This window comes from Streptomyces sp. NPDC043738 (assembly GCF_056436545.1).
The window spans coordinates 57,481-78,307 of sequence record NZ_JBWKCJ010000037.1 but is presented as its reverse complement, the minus strand read 5'-3'; the positions used below and the strand labels follow the sequence as shown (position 1 = coordinate 78,307).

The following is a 20,827-nucleotide window of genomic DNA, read 5'->3' as shown; positions in this document are numbered from 1 at the left end:
CTCACCGCCGGAGTTCCACCGCACCAAGTCACCCGTGCGATACATCCGCGACCCCGCAGGACCGAACGGATTCGCCACGAACCGCGACGCCGTCAAGCCACCACGGCCCACATAGCCCAGGCCGGCGCCGGGGCCCGCCACGTACAGCTCGCCGACCACACCGCTGGGCACCTGCCGCAGACCGGCGTCCAGGACGAAGAAGGCCAGGTCGGCAAGGGGAACGCCCACGGGGCTCACATGGCTGTCCAGGTCCGCGGCGACGATGCTCCGGAACGAGGCGTGGACGGTCGTCTCCGTCGTGCCGTACATGTTGATCATGTGGGGCCAGGTCGCACACTGATCGAGCCACGCCCGCAGTTTGGACGGTTCGAGGGCCTCGCCCGCGAAGACCACGGCCTCCAGGGCGTCCAGCCGGCGCCCGTCCGGCTGCTGCCGCATGTCGGCCGCCTGCAAGGCGTAGAACGCCGACGGCGTCTGGCTGAGGACGGAGACGTTCTCCTCGAGGAGCAGCCGGTGGAAGTCGGTGGCGGACTGGACGACGTCCTCGGAGACGACGACCAGACGCCCGCCGTGCAGCAGCGCACCCCACATCTCCCACACCGACACGTCGAACGCGTAGGAGTGGAACAGCGACCACACGTGGTCCGGGGACGGCACGAATCCCGGGGCCGTCGAGGTGAACAGCCGGGTGACGCTCGCCTGGGTGACCGCGACGCCCTTGGGGACGCCGGTGGTACCGGAGGTGTAGATGACGTAGGCGACGCGGTCGGCGTCGGGGACGGGCGGGGCGGCGACCGACTGCGCGGCCAGGCCGGGGTCGTCGACGTCCACCACCGCGACGTCGAACCCGTCGACCCGGTGCACCAGCCGCGCCGTGGTCACGACGGCGGCCGGAGCCGCGTCGCCGAGGATGAAGGCCACCCGGTCGTCGGGGTGCTTGACGTCGATCGGCACATAGGTCGCGCCGAGCTTCAGCACGGCCAGGACCGCGAACACGGTCTCGGCGGAGCGCGGCAGCAGCAGGGCGACGGTGTCGCCCGCGCCCACACCGCGGCCGGCCAGCAGATGCGCGAGCCGCGACGACGCCTCGTCCACCTCCCGGTACGTCCACGACCGGCCCTCGAACACCACCGCCACGGCGTCCGGGGCCCGCCGTACCCGGGCCGCGAAGAGCTCGGGTATCGAGGTGCCCGCGACCGGCTCCGAGAGCACAACGCGATTGCCCAGCCGGTCGAGTCGTGCGCGCTCGTCGTCATCGAGCAGATCGACCGAGAGCGCCGGCCGGTCCATGTCGGCCACCATCGCGGAGACGATCCGCTGCAGCCGGGCCACCATCGACTCGATCGTCGCCGCGTCGAACACGTCGGTGCGGTACTCGACCACACCACCGATCCCCGCCGGCTCGCCGGACTCGGTGTAGCGCTCGCGGAGACTGAAGGTCAGGTCCATGCGCGCGGCGTGGGAGGCGGTGGGCACGATGTCGGCGCGGACACCCGGCAGGTCCAGGTCGGCCGAGATGTTGTTCTGCCACCCGAGCATGACCTGGACCAGCGGGTGATGCGCCTGCGAGCGGGCAGGGTTGATCAGGTCGACCAGGGCGTCGAACGGCGCGTCCTGGTGCGCCGAAGCGTCCAGGATCCGCTCCCTGACCTGCCGCAGCAGATCCGCGCAGGTCAGATCGCCGGAAACGTCCGCGCGGAGCACGAGGGTGTTGGCGAAGAACCCCACCAGCTCCGCGACATCGGCGTCACGCCGGCCCGTGGTCGGCACACCGAAGGCCACATCGGGGTTGCCGCTCAGCCTGGACAGCAGAAGCGCCAGCGCCGCCGAGACGACCATGAAACCGGATGCCCGATGTGTGCGCGCCACCTGCCGCACCTGTTCCTGCAGCGACGCGGGCCACTCCACGGCGATCCGGTTGCCCCGGTAGTCGGCCGCCGCCGGATACGGCCGATCCGTCGGAAGCTCCAGCCGCCCCTCGAAGCCGGCCAGCGTCCGCTCCCAGAAGCGCAGTTGGCGGCCGAGCACACTGTCCGGGTCCGCCTCGTCCCCGAGCATCTCGCGCTGCCGCAGCGTGTAGTCGGTGTAGCGCACCGGCAGCGGCGCCCAACCGGGAGCCTCGCCGACGGCATGCGCACGGTAGGCCAGTTCGACGTCCCGCAGGAGCGGCGCCAGGGACAGGCCGTCCGACGCGATGTGATGCATCACCAGCACCATCAGGTGCTCATCGGCCGACCGCCTGAAGAGCCTTGCACGGAAGGGGATCTCGGCGGCCAGGTCGAACTCGTACCACGCCACCTTCGCGACGGCGTCGTCCACTTCACCCGCCGGCCAGCCCGAGGCGTCGACGACCTCCCACCCGAAGTCCAGCCCGGCCGCATCGAGGACGCGCTGCTCGGGCACCCCGTCGACGGCCGGGAACACCGTCCGCAGACTCTCGTGACGACCCACGACATCGGCGACCGCCGCACCCAGCGCCCCCGCATCGAGCCCACCGGTCAAACGCAGCACCAGCGGAATGTTGTACGTCGCCGACAACCCCTCCAGCTGGTGAACGAACCACAACCGACGCTGCGCAAAAGACAAGGGGATCAATGCTCAACCTTACTTCCAGCGGGCAGCAGAGAACTGCCAGCGAGCCACAGGGATGCGGCGCGGTCATGCGACATGCACACGGGGCCACTGCCGGATCTCCCGGAGGCAGGGGCTTGGGCGGATGTCGGACTTTCGAGTATGGCCACGCCAATGAATTCCCGGGAAACCAGCCCGAGAAAGTACCTGCAAGTCGTTTGCAAGCCGTTATTCGTCAGTAGTCACAGATGGCCGTCTACGATTCATGAGAGGTTGCCGGGGTTCCGGGTCTGCATTTCTCCCGCAGGGCACTCGACCGGCGCAGATCTCACACAAGCTGCAGGTCGAACCTAACAGGTCAAGATCACCTTCGCAAGCATGAGATCCCGGCGACTCGGTGCGGGGGCGGGTTCCCGCACCGACTACAGCACGTCCACGACATCGGCCGTCATGAATTCGCGCATTTTTATCACTCCCGCCACCAGGGCAAAGTACCGGGAAGTGAGTTCCGGCGACCCGGCAATGCCGTGCAACATGCGCAGCCTTGCCTTTGTCGGATGAAGGTTCGCCAGCTCGAGGGTGCTCATATACGGCTCTTCCAGCACGGCACTCATCGCCTTCGCGAAGTGCGCCGTCGCCTCGTCCACGGCGGCCTTGTCCGCAACCTCCACACCGGACAGGGAGTCGGCGATCAGATCGGCCTGGATCAGCGCGTTGGTGATACCCCGGGCACTGATCGTGTCGAGATGGTGAGCGGCGTCGCCCACCAGCGCCCAGCCCGGTCCGTGCGCCTTGCGGAAGAAGTTCTGCTGATCCCCCGTTCCCCGCCACCGATCGGCGCGTTCGGTGGACATCAACTGTTCGTACAGTTGCGGAGCGGTCGACTCGACAGCCGACATATACGCCGCCTCGGGATCGCGGCGGGCCACCGGGAATTCGTCCTGCGGCAGATATGCGGCCACGATCGTGAGGTCGTCGTGGGTCGGAATCCGGGCGATCCACCGCCCCACCCGTTCATGGAATCCGAATCCGGTGCGCAGTCCGGGCCAGAACGTGTAGTACACACAGCTCGCCAGCGGATGCGACCGGACCACGGGAGCGCCGACCAGCTCGGCGACCTTCGATCGCATGCCGTCGGCCCCGATGACGAGTCGGGCCGACACGGTCGTCATCGACTCGCCGACCCGCATGCGGACCCCGGCGACCCGATCGCCGTCCCAAGCCAACTCCCGTACCTGCGCACGGTCCACGAATTCGGCGCCGGCCGACACGGCGGCCCGCACGAGCAGATCGTCGAGGATGTACCGCCGGGGCGCGTAGGCGGCGGACACACCGTCCATCGCCGGCGCCGCCGAGGTCAGGCTGAGGCCGTCGACCTCATGGCTGATCGTGTCGAGAGGCGGGCAGCCGGAGGCCACGACGGCGTCGAGCACGCCCCATTGCGCAAGCCTCTGCACTCCCGGCTGGTGAATGTAGAGCGACGACATCGTGTCCGACGGGAAAGCCGCCTTGTCGACCAGGAGAACGCGTCGCCCCTGTCTGGCCAGCAGAAGAGCGGTCGACGCACCGGCACATCGCGCGCCCACCACAATAACGTCATAATCCATTGCCGAAGCCCCCTTGGGTCCCGCCGTCAAATAGCACGCGAATGGCCGCCGCTGCTCAGGCCGTCGTCCGACGTGCTCCGTCGGGACGAAGTTCCAGGGTGCAGCACTTCGCGCTGCCTCCCGCCTTGAGCAGTTCGGAGAGGTCCACACCGATCGGGTTGAACCCGCGCTTGTGCAGTTCTTCGGCGAGGCCCGTGGCCGCCTGCGGAAGGACCACGTTGAAGCCGTCGCTGAACGCGTTGAGCCCGAATACCGCGGCGTCCTCGGGAGATGCGAGGATCGCGTCGGGGAACATTTCCCTGAGCGCGGCCTGACTGCCGGGAGAAAAGGCCTCCGGGTAGTACATGACCTCGTCGGCCGAGAGCACCGCCAGTGCGGTGTCGAGGTGGTAGTGGTTGGGGTTGACCAACGTCAGGCCGGTGACGGGGAGTCCGAAGAACTCCTGTGCCTCGGCGTGCGAGCGCTGGTCGGTGCGGAATCCGGTGCCCGCCAGGAGGCGCCGGCCGACGAGCAGATAGTCACCCTCCCCCTCGTTGATGAACTCCGGCCACAGAAATTCCGAGAATCCCTGCTCCTGGAACCACGAGAGATAAGCGGGCCCCTCGGCCGTCCGCTCCGCATGGCGAAAGCGCGCCCCGAGCACCTTGCCGTCCACCACCGTCGCGCCATTGGCGGCGAACACCATGTCGGGCAGCCCGGGTATCGGGTCGATCACGTCCACGGTGTGACCGAGCGAGATATAGAGCTCGTACAGCTTCTCCCACTGGGAGAGCGCCAGCTCACGATCGCACGGCTTCTCCGGGTGCATCCACGGGTTGATGGAGTAGACGACGCCGAAATGGCTGGGACGGCACATCAGGAGGCGACGCGGGGTCGCCACCCGGGGCTGACCGTACTGATGTGCCGGACGGATCACGTCGGTGATGGGCACGGGCACGCTCCTCTGGTAAAGGACGATGAGTGTTCAGGGCTCGATGAGGCACGGACACGGCTCGCGCCGGCCGGACACCGTGCTGCACGAGTGGTTCGCCGATCCGGTCGCGGTGGATGTGCCGCTCGACGTGCACGGCGGTTCGGCGGGCCTGGTGAGGGCACCGGCGCGGATGGGTGGGGCGCTACCTCGGCAAGCCGGACGCGGGCCTCCGGGGGGCCGGAGGTTCCCGCGGAGGCCCCGGTTCTCGCCGGGTCTTCCTCGAGTCAGGCGCTGTCGTGGTCGGGCCGGTCGAACTTCCGCATGAAGGAGGCGAGTTCCCGGCCCCGCCCGGTGTCACCGGCGCCGAAGCGGGCGGCGACCCGTTCGCGGACCTCCGGGTCCTTCTCCTGGCTGAGCTTGAACATGCCGTCCGCGGACTCCACCTGGAAACGGAAGGCGCCCACAGCCGGACCGATGTGCCGGAAGTAGTCCAGCGAGGTGTCCATCTCCCAGCCGTCGCCGAAGTTCTTCTCGTAGGCCTGGACGGTCAGTTGGACGACTTCGAGCGTCTCCTCGAAACCGGGGATGAGCTCCAGCTTCCCCTGCAGGTGGACCGAGACGAAATTCCAGGTCGGTGCCGCCGGCGTCGTCTCGTAGACGGTGGGGGTGACATAGCCGTGCGGCCCGGTGAAGATCAGCTGGGCGTGGGCACCGTCGGCCAGCGAGTCCCAATGGGAGTTGGCCCGGTTCATGTGGCCGAGCAGCGTCGCGCCCTCGGGGCCGCCGTCCCCTGAGGCGTCGTCAGGGCTGAAGATCACCGGCAGATGCGTGGCGTACGGCATCTGCGGACCATTGGTGATCATCGTGGCGAGGGGGTACTGCTCGACGATGCGGCGGAGCCACGCCGGGTCTTCCGCTTGGTAGATCGAGGGAACGTACATGGCTACCTCTTGAGGATGGAGTCGGCGATCTCACCGGAGCGGACCGCGGTGTTGGACAGGAGGCCGGCCGAAAGGCCGTGGGAGCTTTCGGTGCTCGCGCCGTGGACGTAGATCCCGCAGCGCACCGCGTCGGAAGTGGTCACGCGGTAGTCGCGCTCGATGCTGAGGCGCCCCTCTTCGTCGCGCTTGCACTCGGAGATCAGGTCCTGGAGCAGCGGTACCGGGTCGCTCGGCCGGTAACCGGTGGCGAAGACGACGGCATCCGCCTCGAGCGTCTGCAGGTGGCCGGAGGACATCGACTCCACCGCGACCCGTACGCCGTCCGCGTGCTCCTCGACGGACGTGACGCGCGAGGTGTTGAGCATCCGCAGCCGCTGCCTGCCGAGGACCTTCTCCTGGTAGCTCCGGCGATACAGGTCCTGGGACAGGTCGAGATCGACCACCGAGTAGTTGGTGTTGCCGTGGTAGTCGAGGAGGCGCTGCTTGGCTTCGGACGGAGCGTCGAAGAACTGGTCGACCGCCTCCGGGTCGAAGATCCCGTTCACGAACGGGCTGTCGTCGGCGACGCTGTAGCCGTAGCGCGAGAGCACGGTGTGCACGACGGCGTCGGGGAAGGTGCGGTGCAGGTAGTCGGCGGCCTCGGCGGCACTCTGGCCGGAGCCCACGACGACGAGACTCCGAGGGGTGTGGGTGAGGGCGCCCGCCCGGTTCAGCAGCCGTGAGCTGTGCCAGATCCGCTCGGACTCCTCGATGCCCTCCGGGAGCCGCGGTGTCAGCCCCAGGCCGATCACGACGTTCCGCGTGCGCTGGACGACGGTTTCGGGGCCGCCGGACGTCGCGCGGGCCACGACGTCGACGTACTCCACCACACCGTTCTCGACCACCGGCCGGATGCCGGTGATCTCGGAGCCGTACGACACGTTCGACTGGAATCGGTGGGCCGCCCACTCCAGATAGTCGTGGAACTCGACGCGCAGCGGGTAGAGCGTCTTGCTGTTGATGAATTCGGCGATCCTGCCCTTCTCCTGGAGATAGGACACGAACGTGTACCGGCTCATCGGATTGCGCATGGTGGCCAGGTCCTTGAGGAAGGAAACCTGCATCGTCGCGTCTTCCATCAGCATGCCGCGGTGCCAACCGAATTCAGGCTGCCGCTCATAGAACTTCATGCCGAATTCCGACGATCCCGCTCCGGCCTCGGCGCTGTCTTCAAGAGCGATCGCCAGCGCGAGATTGGAAGGTCCGAACCCGATCCCAACAACGTCTGCTATGGATGAGCCTGGCTGTGCCGTCATAGATTGAACTACCTTCCAATTTCATCTTGCGTTGCGCAGTCTCTGCGCAGTACTCACCGGCGGAGCTAAAGACTCCCGACGGCCTTGCATCGAAGAGGCGTCTTACTTCTCGATGTCGCCCGTCGCCTCGACGAGCGACTTGGGGCGCAGGTCGGTCCAGTTCGTGTCGACGTACTCCAGGCACGCCGCCCGGTCGGCCTCGCCGAAGGTGATCGACCAACCGGCCGGGACCTCGGCGAACGCCGGCCAGAGCGAGTGCTGCCCCTCCTCGTTGGTGAGCACGTAGTAACTGCCGTCTTCCGCGTCGAACGGGTTGCTCATGTTGCCCTCGCTTTCTCGGGAAAGGTGTATGACGACGTCGCCGCACTGTCACGGCAAAGCCTTGCTCGTTTTCGGCGATCGTCCACGGTGGTCAGGTCATACCGACGTGGCCGCAGCCCGGGTCATAGTTCTCGATGAAACCGGAAGTGTACGCATGGATTCCACGGGCGATGGCCGGGAGATCGGGTCTCTCGCTACATCCCTGCCGGGCAGCACTGAAGAGCATGCCGCCGTGGAAGTGGTCGAAGTCGAAACTACACAGCTACCGCAACACTGAAGAGAGTACGGCGGCCACACCATTTCACCCTGCCGCTAAAATCCGGCCGCCATGGCGTAATAAGACGGGTGACTGCCGTGACCATCCCCATAAGTGAGGCGGGCCACTTGGCTGGATTCCCGTGATCCACTCTAAGCATTCGACGGCGGACGCCGCCAGGTCATTTGCCGGCGACTTTTCTTCGGAAAGCCGCCGCGACGGGACGTCATGGCCCGTGGGGCGTTCGAAGATGTTCCGCGGAGCGTTTCCAGCCCGCAGGGCCACCTGCGTCGTCGCGTTCGGACGAGTGGCGGCGGGAGGGTGGCTCCCGGGCCCTGATACGCGTGGCTCACCGGCCGCGTCCTGCGATACCGGCCGCGGTCCGGCGTCCAGCGCACAGCTGTGACGTCGAGCCGGAGGGCGGCCGATCCGTAAGGGTGTGCGGGGCGCGGGGCGCGCGCCCATGCTGCTGGGGCACGCCCTGGGTGTCGCGGAGTCGGTCGCCTCCGTGAGGCCGTGCCCGTCGACGGCCGTGAACTGCGGGCACTGCACCGTACGTCGGCGCTCCGCCGAGACGGCGTCCCGGCCCGCAAGAATCTCCCCCTGCATCTGCTCGAACCGGCCGGGCCGCTGCCGTACGGCGCCCCGCGGCGCCTCCGCGGTCGGCCTTGACCGGTCAGCCGGCTCGGCCGCGACGAGGTTCGCCGCGTACTCGACGACGCCGGTCAAACCCCGTAGGGCGTCGTCGTCGGCGGCCTGCTTCCGGAAAAATAACGATAATTCGAGCTTGGCGCTCCCCGTCGTACCGCACTCGGGGCAGCGACCCCGGTGACCGCTCACCGAGCCGCTCACGCCGTTTCACCAGGCCGGCAAGACCTGCGTATCGCCGTGCCGAAACAGCAACTTCCGGACGAACTCACGTCCCCGCCCCCCGATAGGTGCACGACACCCCCGTTAAGTGCACGACATGCCACCTGGCCGCCCACAGGCAACCGGAGTGACCCTCGGCCATAGCCGGCCCGCCAAACCAAGATCGTTCCAGAATCTACCTGATCCGCAGCAAGTAAGCCACCCTGGCCGGATGCGTGGCCTTCCCATACTGGTCGGTATCCTGTATGTGACCCGAAGTGCCCAGCGCGACGAGCTGCGAGTTGTCGCTTCACGCCCGCTCAACTGGGATATGACATTGGTCAGTTGACGCCCTTCCGGGGGCGCCGCCTCGTGTCCGGCGGCCCTGCGGGTTGGCTGCGAGGGCGGCCGGTTCCGGCTACCGCACGCGTGCCGGCCCCCGTCACCACCGACGACCCGCCCTCGGCCCGCGGTGATCCGGCCACCCCGCCCACCGCTCCCGTCCAGGAACGGCATGGGAAGCTCAGCCCGCCGCCGCGAGGACCAACGGAAGAACCCCTTCGCTGCCTGCCTGGCGGAGCAGGCGGGCGGCGACCGCGAGGGTCCAGCCGGAGTCGGTGTAATCGTCCACGAGCAGCGTGGGGCCGGGAGAGTGCGCCAGCGCACCGGCCAGCTCCTCGGACACGGTGAAGGCACCGGAGAGCGCCCTGAGGCGTTGCGCGGAGTTGCTGCGGCGCGCCGTGTGCGCGCCGTCCGGCCCGGTGTGCGTCAGGGTGCCCAGGAAGGGCAGGCGGCCGATGGCGGCGATCCCCTGGGCGAGCGAACCCACCAGCTGCGGGCGGGCCAGGGACGGCACCGCGACGACACCCACCGGCCGGGCGGCACCGTCCGCAGCGTTCGACGCCCAACCGCCAGGAGAGCGCGCCCAATCGGCGAGGACCTCCACCGCGGCCCGCAGGACGTCGTCGGGGACCGGCCCGTCCGGCGCGTTCTCGGCCAGCAGCGGGCGCAGCCGATTGCCCCAGCCGATATCGGAGAGGCGTCCCAGGGCGCGTCCGGTGGAGCACTGCTCCTTGGCCGGGATGCGGCCCTTGAGGTCGATGCCCAGTGCGGGCATCCCCGTCGGCCACATCCGGCGCGGCTCGACCTCCACTCCGGGGCGATCCAGTTCCTTCGCCGCCGCCGTCAGCGTCTCCGCCGAAACGGAGGAATCGGCCCAGGAGCCGGCGCAGTTGTCACAGCGGCCACACGGGGTCGCCCCCTCGTCGTCCAGCTGTCGGCGCAGGAACTCCATCCGGCACTGGGACGTGCTCACGTAGTCGCGCATGGCCTGCTGCTCGGCGGCCCGCTGCCGGGCGACCCAGGCGTACCGCTCGGCCTCGTAGACCCACTCGGCTCCGGTGGCCGTCCAGCCGCCCTTCACCCGCTTCACCGCGCCGTCGACGTCGAGCACCTTCAGCATGGTCTCCAGCCGGCTGCGCCGAAGATCCACCGACGCCTCCAGGGCCGGCACCGACAGCGGCCGCCCCGCCTCGGCGAGCGCCCCCAGGGTCTGGCGGACCTGCGCCTCGGGCGGGAAGGCGGTGTCGGCGAAGTAGCGCCAGATGGCCTCGTCCTCCTTGCCCGGCAGCAGCAGCACATCGGCATGGGCCACACCGCGGCCCGCGCGGCCGACCTGCTGGTAGTAGGCGATCGGTGAGGACGGCGAGCCGAGATGGAGCACGAAGCCCAGGTCCGGCTTGTCGAAGCCCATGCCCAGCGCCGATGTCGCCACCAGCGCCTTGACCCGGTTCTCCAGCAGGTCGGCCTCGGCCTGCAGCCGGTCGGCGTTCTCCGTGCGCCCCGTGTAGGAGGCCACCTGGAAGCCGCGCTGCCGTAGGTAGGCGGTGGCCTCCTCGGCCGCGGCGACCGTCAGCGTGTAGATGATGCCGGAGCCCGGCAGCTCGTCCAGGTGCTCGGCGAGCCAGGCCAGGCGGTGCGCGGCGTCCGGCAGCCGGACCACCCCCAGCCTCAGGCTCTCCCGTTCCAGCGGGCCGCGCAGCACCAGGGCCTCACCGGCGCCGGTGCCCAACTGCTCGGCCACGTCCGCGGTGACCCGGGCGTTGGCGGTCGCGGTGGTGGCCAGCACCGGCACCCCCGGAGCGAGCTCGGCGAGCATCGCCCGCAGCCTGCGGTAGTCCGGCCGGAAGTCGTGGCCCCAGTCGGAGATGCAGTGCGCCTCGTCGACCACCAGCAGACCGGTCGTGGCCGCGAGCTTGGGCAGCATCTGATCGCGGAAATCCACGGAATTGAGACGCTCCGGGCTGACGAGGAGCACGTCGGTCTCGCCGCGCTCCACCTCCTCGTGGATGGCGTCCCACTCCTCCGGGTTGGCCGAGTTGATGGTGCGCGCCCGGATACCGGCCCGCGCCGCCGACTCGACCTGGTTGCGCATCAGCGCCAGCAGCGGCGAGACGATCACCGTCGGGCCGGAGCCGCGCCGGCGCAGCAGGGCCGTGGCGACGAAGTACACCGCCGACTTGCCCCAGCCGGTGCGCTGCACCACCAGGGCGCGCCGGCGCTCCTGCACCAGGGCCGCCACCGCCTGCCACTGGTCCTCCCGCAACCGCGCCGAACCCCCCGGGTCGCCGACGAGCTCGGCGAGGATGGTGTCGGCTTCGGCGCGCAGCTCCATGTCGTCCATGCCCCCATGCAACCCGATGGCACTGACAATCAGCCACCTCACCCCGCGTGACAGGCGGCTCGCGGACGGTCGACACGCCGCACGCCGATCGGGGATGACCGGATCACAGCGCTTGATGGGCCGGCCGCGACCGGCCGGCCCCCGCCGGTGGCCCTCCGCCGGCACCGGCCGGCCACCCGCGGGGAGGCCCCCGGGCCGGGGGGGCGAAGGGGGCGTTTTCGCTGGTCCTCGCCTTAAAGGGGTGGTGGCAGTGCGGCACAGGTCGGCGCGAGCGGGCACAGACATTTGCGATGTACCGGGGGATTCCGGGGCGCGTGCGGGAATTGCTCGTTGCCCGCATGCCTGTACGACCGCAAGAATTGGAGGTGCTTCCCCGTACCGGCCGTCCGTGCTCAGGCAGGGCCGTGCCCAGGTGCACTGGCGCACCCGGTCACACCCTACGCGCTGACGCGTAGACGAAGGGAGGAACGTGACCTTCGGCTTCGCCCCGCCCCCGCATACGCCCCCGCCCACGTCCGCCGACTCAGCCGCCCGACTGGGCCGGATGCTGGAGCCCGCCGAATGGGCCTCCGCCGGTATCCCGTTGCTGCGCAACCCCCGTGAGGTCGTCACCGGCCTGCATGATCGTCATCGCCCGGGGCCGTCGACGGCCATCGTGGCGGTGCTCGATCCGCTGGATCGAGTGACGGCCAGTGCATCGTTCACCGAGCCCGCGGCCGCTCCCGACGGCTGGGAGTTCCGCAATGCGCTGCTGACGCATCTGCGCCGGGTCATCCCGCACGACCTGCGGCTGCGCTCCCCGGTCCGTACGGCCGTGCTGCTCTACTGCCGTGAGGGCGAGCCCCGTTGGACGGAGACCGACGGGGCGTGGATGTGGGGCCTGCGTGATGCCTGCACCCTGCACGGGCTCCGCTGCGGCGCGTACATCACGCTGACTTCCGACCGCTGGCAGGTGCTGGGAGAGGGCCGCGGCGGGCGCCGCCCCAGCAGGCCCCCCACGAACAAGCCGGGCGCGCCCGCGCACCGCATGGGGTCGGGTCGGATACCCGCGCCCCGGACGACGTCGGCACGCTCGGACGCTCCCCGCATGGCCACACCGGCCGCCCCGCGCCGCTCGGCCCCGCGCAGCACCGGCGGCGGCGCCCCGGAAGCCCATCGGCACACGGCGGCGCGCTGACCGCATCGGACACCCCTGGGGGTGTCCGGCCGCGGGGCGGCCCAGCCGCACCGCGCCGCCATGGTGCTCAGCGCCGCGGCGGCCGGCAGCCGGGAACGCGAGCGAGCCCGGCGGCCGCTGGGGCCGACGGGCTGCTTCCGGCGAACGGGGTCAGGCGTTCGCGCCGAGAACGGCGTTGATCCGCTGCGGGTCGCCGCAGACGATCAGCAGCGTTCCGGCGCGGGCCATCGCGGCGGGCAGGGCCCGTGCGGTGACCTCGTCCGTGCCGCCGTTGACGGCGACGACCACGACGGGCCGGCCGGTGGCGCGTTCGGCGCCGGCGTCCGCGTAGAACACATCGTCCGCGGCGTCGTGTTGGGCCCAGTAGGACGCCTCGCCGAAGGACAGTTCGTGTGCGGCCCACGGATGGGTTTCGCCGGTGGTCAGCACCAGGATGTCGGCCGGCGCACGCCCGGAGTCCAGCAGCAGGTCGACGGCCTCGTCGGCGGCGTCGATGGCGCCGTCGGCGGGTGCCGGGATCAGCTGGAGCTGGGCTCCCGCGGTGCCGGTGACGCCGGCCGGGGGCTGCGAGGAGCCGGTGCGCTGCGCCGGCGGAGCGGCGACAGGCCCACGCGGCGGGGCAGCGGGTCCGGGCTTGCCCGGACGGGCACTGGCCGCGGGGGCTCCGCGCGGAGGCGCGGGGCGGGGACCGGGACCAGGAACAGGACGGGGGGTCGGCGCGGTACGGCCGGCGGCCGGAGTTGCGCGGGGACCCGGGACACTCTCGTGAATCTGAGGCTCCTCGGGGATGAGAGGCATAAGACGATGTCTATCAAACGTAAGTGCGGGACACGTCATCGGGTACCGAATTGATGCCCGCACCGCTCAGAAGTCGAAGCCGAGTTGGCCACCGGCTCGCAGAGCGGCTGCTTCGGGGGTGACGCGCACCTTCTTCAGATGCCGCCACCGGGGCAGGGCGTCCATGTAGGACCACGACAGTCGGTGGTGCGGCGTGGGACCGTACTCCTCCAGGGCGATGCGATGGGTCGGCGAGGGGTAGCCGGCGTTGGCCGCGAAGTCGAAGTCGGCGTATTCCAGGCCGAGTTCGGCCATCATCGCGTCGCGTCGCACCTTGGCGATCACGGACGCGGCGGCGACCGCGATGCAGGACTGGTCGCCCTTGATGACCGTGCGGACCCGCCACGGCGTGCCCAGGTAGTCGTGCTTTCCGTCGAGGATGACCGCGTCCGGCCGGACCGGCAGCGCCTCCAGGGCGCGCGCGGCCGCGAGGCGCAGGGCGGCGGTCATACCGAGCTCGTCGATCTCCTCCGGGGAGGAGTGCCCCAGGGCGTACGACGTGACCCATTCGCCGAGCACCTCGCACAGTTCGGTGCGGCGCTTGGGAGTCAGCAGCTTGGAATCGGTGAGTCCGTCGGGCGGTCGACGCAGACCCGTGATGGCTGCGCAGACGCTGACCGGGCCTGCCCAGGCTCCGCGTCCGACCTCGTCGATCCCTGCAACGATCTTGGCGCCCGTCGTGGCGCGCAATGATCGCTCAACGGTATGGGTGGGGGGCTCGTACGGCATGGCGCCAGCAAGATTACGCCTATTCGGCCCAGCAGTCCGCATCGGCTTCGCACCTGGCGACAAACGAGGTGGGCGGCGGTTCCGGCGGGTCGGCCGGCGCCGCTACCGACGGGTATGCGCGGGGGCGCGCGACTGGGGCCGGGGAGTGCGCCGAAGGCCGTGGTCGCTTCGGCTCCCGCGTGGCCGGGCAAGGGTGAAGTCGCCGTGGGCGGCCGCCGGTTGGAGGCACCGGCGCATACGGGAGCGGAGGCGGACGATCATCCCGCCCCGGGCGGTGAACGCGGCGGCGCGGGGTGGTCAGCCGGCGGCGGGAGTCCAGGCCGGGAGCGGCTCGGTGCCGTCCAGCCAGGCCCGGGGCGGCGCGCCGGCGCGGCCGGCGGAGACGACGCCGCCGACGATGGCACAGGTGGTGTCGACGTCGCCGCCGGCCTGGGCGGTGGTCCAAAACGCCCGCTCGTAGTTGCCGAGGTGGCGGGCGGCCGCCCAGAGGGCGAAGGGCACGGTGTCGTGGGCGCTGGTGCGCCGGCCGCACCCCAGGACGGCGGCGACGGTGCCGGAGTCGCCGTAGTCGAGCATGTCGCGGGCCCGGCGCAGTCCGGCCTGTACGGCGCTGCGCGGGATCAGCTCCAGTACGCCGTCGAGCAGCTGCTCGGGGCCGGTCTCGCGGGCGGGGTCGGCCACCAGGGCGGCCGCGGCGGCGACGGCCATGGCGCCGACGACGGCCTCGCGGTGCTGGTGGGTGGTGTAGGCGGAGATCTCCGCCTGGTGCGTGGCCTGCTCCGGGTCGTCGGCGTACCAGGCGCCGAGGGGAGCGATCCGCATGGCGGCGCCGTTGCCCCAGGAGCCCTGGCCGTTGAAGAGCCCGGAGGCCAGCTCGCGCCAGTCGCCGCCCTCGCGGATCAGCCGGAGCATGCGATTGACCGCCGGGCCGTAGCCGCGGTCGAAGTCGTGGTGCTCGGCGAAGGAGCGGGCCAGGGCGTCCTGGTCGATCCGGCCATGGCCGGTGAGCACGGCCAGGACGGAGCAGGCCATCTCGGTGTCGTCGGTCCACTGCCAGGGAGCGGGCGGCAGCTCGCGGCGCTTGAGGGCGGGGTAGTGGGCGGGGACGAAGAACTGGGATCCGAGGGCGTCGCCCACGGACAGTCCGCGCAGGCTCGCCAGAGCCCGCTCGAAGCGGTCGGCGTCACGGTGGTCGGCGGTCATCGGTGTGCACTCTAACCGGTGACGCCATAAGGCTCGGGTTCACACCAGCGCTCGAAGGGCCGGTCGAGGCTGTAGCGGCCGTTCGGGCCGAGCAGCAGGGTGCGCCACTCCGCGTTGCCCGGGTTGGACAGCGACTCGAATTCGGCCACTGTCCAGTGGAACCAGCGCATGCAGAACAGCCGCATGGTCAGGCCGTGCGTGACGATCAGGACGTTCGGCGGGTGGTGCGGGTCCTCGAAGCTGCGCCACAGGCTCTCCAGGAACGCGCCGACGCGGTCGTAGACGTCCGCGCCGGACTCGCCCTGGGCGAAGCGGTAGAAGAAGTGGCCGTAGGCGTCGCGGTAGGCCTTCTGCAGCCGCACGTCGTCGCGGTCCTGCCAGTTGCCCCAGTCCTGCTCGCGCAGCCGGGGCTCCTCCCGGACCCGGATCCTGGTGGGGTCCAGGGCGAGCGCCCGGAAGGTCTGGTGGGTGCGGCGGTAGGGCGAGACATAGGCGGAGATCCGCTCCTCGCCGAACATCTCCCGCAGCGGACCACCGGCCTGCTCGGCCTGGCGCCGCCCGGCCTCCGTGAGGGCGAGGGCATGATCGGGCTCCCGCTCGTACACGGTGTCGTCGACGTTCCCCTCCGACTCGCCATGGCGGAGGAGCACGATGCGTCGGGGCCGAGCCATGCCGCCAGCCTAAAGCGCCTGCCCTGTACATGTCGCAGGCAGCCCCGGCGGGCCCCGTCAGCAGGCGACGAGAGCCGGACGGCCCTGGCGTATCTCGTAGGGGCGGCCTCCGAAGCGGCGGCGGAGCAGGCGGTCGTGGGAGACCACGACCAGGGCGCCGGGCCATGCCGCCAGTGCCGCTTCGAGCTCTTCGACGAGGCCGAGGGCCAGGTGGTTGGTCGGCTCGTCGAGCAGCAGCAGGTCGGCCGGGCGGGCCAGCAGCCTGGCCAGGGCGAGCCGGCGCCGCTGGCCGGCCGAGAGCGCGCCGACGGGCACTTGGAGGTCGCGTTCGCGGAACAGCCCGAACGACAGCAGCAGCGCGGTCAGCTCCTCGGCGTCCCCGCTCAGGCCCCGGCAGAACGCGGCCTGGAGGGGCTCGGCCGGACGGGAGACCGGTATTTCCTGGGCGAGGAAGCCGATCCGCCCCCGGCGCAGGACCGTGCCGCTGTCGGGCTCGGCGACACCGGCCAGGACCCGCAGCAGCGTGGTCTTGCCCGCGCCGTTCGCGCCGTGGACCAGCAGGCGTTCACCCGCGGCGACGGTGAGGGAGTCCACCGCCAGCCGGTCCCCCACCCGCACCCCGTCGAGCCGGACGAGGGTGCCCTCGGCGTCGCCGAGGCCCGGCGCCGCCTGGAAGCGCAGGGGCTCGGGCGGTCTGGGGACGGGGTCCTCACGGAGTCTGCGCAGCCGTTCCTGGGCATTGCGCACCCTGCTGGACACGGATGCCTGGACGCGGCCCTTGTCCCGGTCGTACGCCATCTTGTTGCCGTCCTTGATGGGCCGGCCCTGGGCGACGACGCGGGCCGTCCCCGCCGCGAAGTCGGTGAGCCGGGTGATCTCTTCACACCACTGGGCGTACCCCTGCTCCCAGCGGCGGCGGGCGGCTGCCCGGGCGGCGACGAAGGCGTCATAGCCCCCGCCGTGGCGGACGACGCTGCGGCGGTCCGCGACGACCTCGACGATCTCCGTCGCGATCCGCTGGAGGAAGAGCCGGTCGTGGGAGACGGCCAGGACCGTGCCGCGGTGGGCGAGCAGGGCGCTTTCGAGCCAGTCCAGAGCCGCGGCGTCGAGGTGGTTGGTCGGCTCGTCGAGGAGCATGACCTCGGGTGCCGCGGCGATCAGGCAGGCGAGCCCGAGCCGGGCCTGTTCGCCGCCCGAGAGGCCGCCCAGCGGCCGGTCGTGGCCCAGGCGCTCCAGCCCCAGGGCATGGATCGCCCTGTCGACCCGGGCGTCGGCTTCGTAGCCGCCGCGCAGCTCGAAGAGGGTGAGCAGGTCGCCGTACTCCTCCAGCGTCTGCGGGCTGGGGTCCGCGAGCTCGCGTTCCAGTGCCCTGAGCCGCCGCTCCATCGCCCTGAGGTCCGCCAGGGCGGCGTCGATCGCGTCCTGGACGGTGCGGTCCGGCGGGAGGTCGGGGGTCTGGCCGAGGTAGCCGACGCCGCCGTCGGCGTGGCGCACCACATGGCCTTCATCGGGCTGCTCGACGCCCGCGATGATGCGCAGCAGCGTCGACTTTCCCGCGCCGTTCTCCCCCACGATCCCCACGCGCTCGCCGGGGCGGATCGACAGCGAGACGCCGTCGAGCAGCAGTCGGTCGGCGTAGGACTTGGTGATGCCGTGCAATGAGATCTGTGTGGGCACTCGACCCTCCCCCCAATAAATGCAACCAGTGTTGCATTACGATGAGGATGACACACGCGACCCACTAACGCAACCGGAGTTGCAATTGACTGGCGACGACATGAACGTGAACGCGGCTGCGGCGAAGCCCCGGACACCGGCCGAGGAGACGGCCGAGAAGGCACCCGGCGGCAACGCCCCCGGCACCCGGCGCCCCGGCGGCCGCACCGCCCGCACCCGCGCCGCCGTCCGCGACGCCGTCCTGGCCGGCCTCACCGAGCACGGCTACCCGGGCCTGACCGTCGAATACGTCGCCGAGCACTCCGGCGTGCACAAGACGACGCTCTACCGCCGCTGGAAGGACGTCGAGGGGCTGGTGTCGGACGCCCTGGCCCTGGCGGGCGAGGACAGCTGGACCCCGCCGGACACCGGTTCCCTGGAGGGCGATCTGCGCGCTCTGGCCCATGAGGTCGTCACCTCCTTCGCCGACCCGGTGGTGGCGGCGTCGGGCTCCGCGATGATCGCCGCCGCATTCCAGTCGGAGCGCGCGGCCGAGGCCCTGCGCGCGTACTACGCCGAGCGGTTCGCGCGGTGCGAGGTCATCGTCGAACGGGCGGTGCGCCGCGGGGAGTTGCCGACGCCGGCGGATTCCCGCCCCGGCGCCCCGGAAGGCGCCGTCGACGCCGGCGCACTCGTCCGGTCCGTCTCCGCGCCGCTCTTCCTCCGGCTGTTCATCACCCGGGAACCGGTCGACGACACACACGCCGACCAGGCCGTCGCGGCAACGCTGGCCGCCGCCCGCGCAGGGGCCTTCACCACCAGAGGCAGGGTCGGCGGCACCCCGGACACGGCCCCCTGAGCGCGCCCGGCACCCCGTATGCGCCCGTCACACCGTCCACGACGGTTCGAGCTGCACCACATCTCCGGCGATCGCCCGGACATCCGCGCCTATCTGGGCCCGCAGCGCCAACCGCTCCACCCGTTCGGGCCGGTACTTCCCCCGCTCGGCGGCCGACTGCCACATCGACAGCACCAGGAACTCCTCCCCCGGAGCCCGTCCCAGCATCCCTCGCAGCATTCCCGGCGAACCCGCCATCGCCGGGTTCCAGACCTTCTCCTGCATCAGCATGAAGTGGTCCACCCGGTCCTCGCGCACCTGGCAGTGCGCCAGCCGCAGCACGTCCACATCGGCGAAGACCGGGCGGAAACCCACCTTCACGTCAAACTCGTGCTCGAACAGCCGCACTTGGGCGTCCTTGTACGTGCCGACCTGCGCGGCCGCCAGGCGGTCGTGCGAGCGCGCCATGAAGGAGTCGTAGAACGCCCGGCTCTCCCAGAAGGCGACCAGATGCGCGACGCCGGGCCGTCCCCGGCTCCAGCCCCCGCCCTGCCCTCGGAACCCCGGCTCACCCAGCAGCCCCGCCCATTTCCGCTGCCCCCGCTCGAACCCTCGACGGTCCACGACGGTGAGGCGAATCCACTTGACCAGCACCGCGCCATCGTACGGCCCGGGAGCGAATCCGGATCACCGCGCGTCACACTCCGACCACCCCGAATTTCCTTACGGACGCGGGTCGATGGGCGCATGACGCCGAGCCCCCGCTCCGCCTCTCCGGCCGCCTCCGGGCACCGGCCCTCCCGACAGGCGCGGCCGCTCACCCGCACGCCGTACGGAAGCCCGTCCACCACCCTGGCGCGCACGGCCACCGGGGCACACCGCGGCGGAGATCTCCCCGCTCCCCGTCGGGCAGCGCACCGAAGCCCGGGGCCGGCCGCCCTCCGTGGCGCAGACTGCCGTCAGCCCACCGCTGGCCGAATTCCTTCGCACCACCTACGCCGGCCCTCCTTCGGTCCCACCCGGCCGGCCTCCGAGACCTGCGACACCCCGCCCCGGACCCTGCGGCCCACGCTCGCCTCGCCCTCACCGACGGCCCCACCACCGACTTCCTGATCGGCCGGCCCTCCCCCCACCGAGGAGCCCAAGGTCCTCGGCGGCCACCTCGGCGGCTTCCGGGGCGCGAGCACCCCCTGAACCGAACCGATGGCCCCCACGGGCCGGAGGGGCACTTTCCAGCCACCCCCATGACCTCCAATCCGCTTCTGACCAGGGGAAGTTCAGCCACCCCGGGGGCGCGGGGCGTGGCACGATGGTCAGCCAACGGGAAGTCCTGGGGGCATCCGCGTGACCGCGTGGGTCGAGCCGCGTCCCCGGGAGATGACGGAAGGAAGCCCGGTGAGCACGCTCAACAAAGGGATCGAGAAGGTCGAGGTAACGCTCAAGTGGGACCCCAGCCCGATCGGCACGCCGGACAATGACCTCGACATCATCGCGGCGACCTATACGGCTGACGCACCACATGGCGATCCCGCCTATCTGGTGGCCTTCGACAGCCGGTCGCCCGATGGGACCATCACTCTCAACCGGGACAGCCGGACCGGCCAGGGATTCGGCTTCGACGAGATCATGACGCTGGAACTGGACCGGCTGTCCGACACTTACACCCGCGTCGTCGTCGGGGTGGCCATCCAGCAGGGCGGGAGCCGCAAGGTCTTCGGCGACATACAGAACACCGCCGCACTGATCCGCGAGGGGTACACCGAACTGGCCTCGTACGACTTCGCCGAGGTCGCGCAGTCCACCGCGGCGAAGGTCGCCGAATTCACCCGGGACGAGGCGGGCAACTGGCGATTCCGCTCGGCGGTCCAGGGCTTCGACGCCGACCCCGACACCTTCGCCCGGCAGATGGGGCACTGACCGCGCGCCCCGCGTTCACCTCGGTCGCGACACGGCACCGGACCGGCGGCACTCCGGTGGAGGGCGGCCGGACTCCGGGCGCGAGAGGGGAGCGGCGGTCGGCCGCCCCGCCCCGTGCGGCACCGGCCTCGCGCGCGCCGTCGCCGCCGTCCACTGGGCGCCGCTGTCCTCTGCACACCCGTCCGCCCAGGCTCCGGGCCACGCGGCGGCTCCCCGGACACGGCGAAGGGGACCGGCGCCAGGCCGGTCCCCTCCACAAGCCGCTGAGCCACCGGGGCCCAGGGCGCGGGGGGGGGGGGGGGGAAACCCCCCCCCCCCCCCCCCCCCCCCCCCCCCCCCCCCCCCCCCCCCCCCCCCCCCCAC

16 protein-coding genes are annotated in these 20,827 nt (G+C 70.9%); 3 read left to right on the top strand and 13 right to left on the bottom strand.

Annotation, left to right across the window (positions count from 1 at the left end; translation table 11 throughout):
* From AC0680_RS33500 to AC0680_RS33470, 7 genes are all read right to left on the bottom strand, one after another.
* The coding region (locus AC0680_RS33500) for a non-ribosomal peptide synthetase (RefSeq protein ID WP_478636456.1) at positions 1–2,586 on the bottom strand (2,586 nt) is incomplete at its 3' end.
* Positions 2,587–2,993: 407 nt separating this feature from the next.
* Entirely contained in the window at positions 2,994–4,178 is a 1,185-nt protein-coding gene (locus AC0680_RS33495; RefSeq protein ID WP_478636454.1) for an FAD-dependent oxidoreductase, read from the bottom strand.
* 55 nt (positions 4,179–4,233) lie between these two features.
* Positions 4,234–5,109, bottom strand: coding sequence for a dimethylargininase (gene ddaH / locus AC0680_RS33490; RefSeq protein ID WP_478636452.1), 876 nt, complete (start codon positions 5,107–5,109; stop codon positions 4,234–4,236).
* Positions 5,110–5,375: 266 nt separating this feature from the next.
* On the bottom strand, positions 5,376–6,032 hold the full coding sequence (locus AC0680_RS33485) for an FMN-binding negative transcriptional regulator (RefSeq protein WP_478636449.1): 657 nt from the start codon (positions 6,030–6,032) through the stop codon (positions 5,376–5,378).
* A gap of 2 nt (positions 6,033–6,034) precedes the next feature.
* Positions 6,035–7,327, bottom strand: a complete 1,293-nt coding sequence (locus AC0680_RS33480; RefSeq protein ID WP_478636446.1) for a lysine N(6)-hydroxylase/L-ornithine N(5)-oxygenase family protein — start codon at positions 7,325–7,327, stop codon at positions 6,035–6,037.
* 102 nt (positions 7,328–7,429) lie between these two features.
* Positions 7,430–7,648, bottom strand: coding sequence for an MbtH family protein (locus tag AC0680_RS33475; RefSeq protein ID WP_478636444.1), 219 nt, complete (start codon positions 7,646–7,648; stop codon positions 7,430–7,432).
* 1,628 nt (positions 7,649–9,276) lie between these two features.
* Positions 9,277–11,436 (bottom strand): RecQ family ATP-dependent DNA helicase, encoded by a 2,160-nt coding sequence (locus tag AC0680_RS33470; protein WP_478636441.1) that lies wholly within the window; start codon positions 11,434–11,436, stop codon positions 9,277–9,279.
* 469 nt (positions 11,437–11,905) lie between these two features.
* Between AC0680_RS33470 and AC0680_RS33465 the strand changes: the two genes are divergently transcribed.
* On the top strand, positions 11,906–12,613 hold the full coding sequence (locus tag AC0680_RS33465) for a hypothetical protein (RefSeq protein ID WP_478636439.1): 708 nt from the start codon (positions 11,906–11,908) through the stop codon (positions 12,611–12,613).
* 150 nt (positions 12,614–12,763) lie between these two features.
* Here AC0680_RS33465 and AC0680_RS33460 read toward each other — a convergent pair whose 3' ends face one another.
* The 5 genes from AC0680_RS33460 to AC0680_RS33440 form a co-directional block, all read right to left on the bottom strand.
* The gene (locus AC0680_RS33460) at positions 12,764–13,411 is read right to left on the bottom strand and encodes a hypothetical protein (protein WP_478636437.1); all 648 of its coding nucleotides are present in this window, start codon (positions 13,409–13,411) and stop codon (positions 12,764–12,766) included.
* Positions 13,412–13,477: 66 nt separating this feature from the next.
* Positions 13,478–14,179: a ribonuclease HII gene (locus AC0680_RS33455; RefSeq protein WP_478636435.1), complete on the bottom strand. Its 702-nt coding sequence runs from the start codon at positions 14,177–14,179 to the stop codon at positions 13,478–13,480.
* A gap of 297 nt (positions 14,180–14,476) precedes the next feature.
* A complete protein-coding gene (locus AC0680_RS33450) occupies positions 14,477–15,382 on the bottom strand; it encodes an ADP-ribosylglycohydrolase family protein (RefSeq protein WP_478636432.1) in 906 nt (301 codons plus the stop codon).
* An 11-nt stretch (positions 15,383–15,393) separates the two neighbouring features.
* Positions 15,394–16,053, bottom strand: coding sequence for a histidine phosphatase family protein (locus AC0680_RS33445; RefSeq protein WP_478636430.1), 660 nt, complete (start codon positions 16,051–16,053; stop codon positions 15,394–15,396).
* A 57-nt stretch (positions 16,054–16,110) separates the two neighbouring features.
* Positions 16,111–17,730, bottom strand: coding sequence for an ABC-F family ATP-binding cassette domain-containing protein (locus tag AC0680_RS33440; protein ID WP_478636428.1), 1,620 nt, complete (start codon positions 17,728–17,730; stop codon positions 16,111–16,113).
* Positions 17,731–17,830: 100 nt separating this feature from the next.
* On the opposite strand from AC0680_RS33440, the gene AC0680_RS33435 reads away from it, so the two are divergent.
* Positions 17,831–18,568, top strand: a complete 738-nt coding sequence (locus AC0680_RS33435) for a TetR/AcrR family transcriptional regulator (RefSeq protein ID WP_478636470.1) — start codon at positions 17,831–17,833, stop codon at positions 18,566–18,568.
* A gap of 27 nt (positions 18,569–18,595) precedes the next feature.
* Here AC0680_RS33435 and AC0680_RS33430 read toward each other — a convergent pair whose 3' ends face one another.
* Complete coding sequence (locus AC0680_RS33430; protein ID WP_384434336.1) at positions 18,596–19,201, bottom strand: YdbC family protein; 606 nt, start codon at positions 19,199–19,201, stop codon at positions 18,596–18,598.
* 741 nt (positions 19,202–19,942) lie between these two features.
* Between AC0680_RS33430 and AC0680_RS33425 the strand changes: the two genes are divergently transcribed.
* Entirely contained in the window at positions 19,943–20,464 is a 522-nt protein-coding gene (locus AC0680_RS33425; protein WP_384434341.1) for a TerD family protein, read from the top strand.
* Positions 20,465–20,827: the final 363 nt, after the last annotated feature.